This window comes from Streptomyces sp. NPDC003027 (assembly GCF_053591435.1).
The window spans coordinates 1-2,397 of sequence record NZ_JBSFTU010000086.1 but is presented as its reverse complement, the minus strand read 5'-3'; the positions used below and the strand labels follow the sequence as shown (position 1 = coordinate 2,397).

Below are 2,397 nucleotides of genomic sequence, written 5' to 3'. Positions count from 1 at the left end.
CAGCGCACGCACCGACTCCCGGAGCATCTCGTGCTCCTCCGACGGACGATAAAGGTCGAAGTCCTTGCCCATGATCCCGAGCTCCCCTAGAACGCGTCGGCAACGCTTGTGGCATCGCAGCGTGGCACTGAGTACCCTCAGCAAAACACACTCAGTGCCATGATGCCAGTGTGGCGTTCACGGGGTCGGCGTGGCGCGGCTCCGGGGGAGCGGGATCGACGACCCGGTCCGGCCCGAGGCCATCCGGCTCAGCGGCGCAGGGGGGTATCCCGATGTACGCGGGACAGCTTCTCCGGGTTGCGCACGGCGTAGAGGCCGGTGATGAGGCCGTCGTCGATGCGCGCCGCCACGACGGTGTCGATCACGCCGTCGAGCCGGATGATCAGCGCCGGGTGGCCGTTGACCTGAGCCGGCCGCATCGACACGTCGGCAGGCTCCTTGCCGAGCCCGCCGATCAGCAGGCGGGCCACCTTGTCCGCTCCCACCACCGGACGCGGGATCGCCTGCCTGATGCCGCCGCCGTCGCCCATGAGGACGACATCCGGCGCGAGGATGTCGAGCAGACCCTGAAGATCGCCCGTCTCGGTGGCCCGCCGGAACGCGTCGAGCGCGTCGCGGGTCTCGGCCGGGGAGACGCCCCCGCGCGGCCGCCGCGCCGCGACGTGTGCCCGCGCCCGGTGCGCGATCTGGCGGACCGCGGCCGGGCTCTCGCCGACGGCTTCGGCGATCTCGTCGTACCCGACGTCGAACACCTCACGCAGCACGAACACCGCCCGCTCGACCGGCGCCAGCGTCTCCAGCACCAGCAGCATCGCCATCGAGACGCTCTCCGCCAGCTCCACGTCCTCGGCCACATCGGGCGTGGTGAGCAGGGGCTCGGGCAGCCAGGGCCCGACGTACGACTCCTTGCGGCGGCCGAGCGTACGCAGCCGGCTCAGCGCCTGGCGCGTGGTGATCCGGACCAGGTAGGCACGGTGCTCCCGTACCGTGCCGAGATCGACCCCCACCCAGCGCAACCAGGTCTCCTGCAGGACGTCCTCCGCGTCGGCGGCCGAGCCGAGCATCTCGTAGGCGACGGTGAACAGCAGCCTGCGGTGGGCGACGAAGGCCTCGGTGGCCGGGTCCGTACGTCCGCCGTCGGCGGGCCGCCCGGCCGTGTCCTCCGCGTGCTCCCTGTGCTCGCTCTCCACCGGCTGCTCCTGTCTGTCCGCTCTCGGCGGTGCCACGCGCACAGGACGCCGCGCCGCGCGGCTCTGTGACATCCCCGAGCGGTGGCGCACGTCACACGGCCGTCCCGTCACAGGGAGCGGGTCGCCGGCATCTCGTGTTCGTCCCGTACGACACACGAGTGAGGACGACGTCATGGAAGCCCGGTTCAATCTGTTCGAGAACGACATCGCCGCCACGTTCGTCAAGCGGTTCGCTCATGCCGCCCAGGTGATCCACACGTCGCCGCTGCCGGCGTCCACGCAGGAGCTGGTGTCGCTGCGCGCCAGCCAGATCAACAGCTGCGGGCACTGCATCGACATGCACACCAAGGAGGCCGCGGCCGCCGGCGAGACCCCGGTCCGGCTCAACCTCGTCGCCGCGTGGCGCGAGTCCACCGTGTTCACCGAGGCCGAGCAGGCCGCCCTGGCGCTCGCCGAAGAGGGCACGCGGCTCGCCGACGCTTACGAGGGCGTGTCCGACGCGACCTGGGCCCGGGTGCGCGAGCACTACGACGACGACCAGATCGCCGCGCTGGTCGCTCTGGTCGCCCTGATCAACGCGGCGAACCGGCTCGCCGTGATCCTGCGGCAGAAGGGGGGTTCCTACGAGCCCGGCATGTTCGCCGCCGCGTTGAACTGACCGGCGGACGAAGTCGGGCCACCGCGCCGCATCCACGCGACCGGGGCTTGAATAGAATCGGCTTCCATGTCGAAGCCTGACGAGTTGCTCGTTGACATCGCCGCCATGGTGGAGTCCGGGCAGAGCAATCAGATGTCCCTGACGGTGGTCGCGGGTGGCGCCGTCATCACCGGTCGATTGGCCCCCGAAGCGGTGTGGCGCCAGCGCGTGTCGGAGGTCCTGACGGATTCCGAGCGCCTGAGCGAGTTCTCCGGGGTCTTCCGTACGTCCGAGGAGAAGAGCGGGCCGCCCAGGCATCTGCACTTCCACGTCGCCCGGATCCTGCAGGGCCCCGTGGGGATCCCCGAGACGGGTGGGATGTACCGCGTCTCGATCGACGAGGTCACCGCGTGGACGGTGGGCGACTTCAGCTATTCCGACCAGTGAGCCACCGCTAGGGCCTGTCCGGCCCGAGGACAGCAACGGACGACACGTGTGGGGGGCCGACCGGCGTACGCCGGGAGGGCCCCCCCGCCCCGCAGGCCAAGGCCCCCAGCGAAGGGGGGCCCC

General features: G+C 70.9%; 3 protein-coding genes. 2 read left to right on the top strand and 1 reads right to left on the bottom strand.

Annotated features, from left to right (window positions below):
* Positions 1-248: 248 nt before the first annotated feature.
* Positions 249-1,232: an RNA polymerase sigma-70 factor gene (locus ACWDX6_RS30670; protein WP_451488134.1), complete on the bottom strand. Its 984-nt coding sequence runs from the start codon at positions 1,230-1,232 to the stop codon at positions 249-251.
* A gap of 130 nt (positions 1,233-1,362) precedes the next feature.
* Here ACWDX6_RS30670 and ACWDX6_RS30665 point away from each other — a divergent pair, with 130 nt between their 5' ends.
* Both ACWDX6_RS30665 and ACWDX6_RS30660 read left to right on the top strand, forming a co-directional pair.
* Positions 1,363-1,848, top strand: coding sequence for a carboxymuconolactone decarboxylase family protein (locus tag ACWDX6_RS30665; RefSeq protein ID WP_451488133.1), 486 nt, complete (start codon positions 1,363-1,365; stop codon positions 1,846-1,848).
* Between the two features lie 66 nt (positions 1,849-1,914).
* Positions 1,915-2,274 carry a hypothetical protein gene (locus ACWDX6_RS30660; RefSeq protein WP_451488132.1) on the top strand — a complete coding sequence of 120 codons (360 nt, stop codon included), beginning with the start codon at positions 1,915-1,917 and terminating at the stop codon, positions 2,272-2,274.
* The last annotated feature ends 123 nt before the right edge of the window (positions 2,275-2,397 follow it).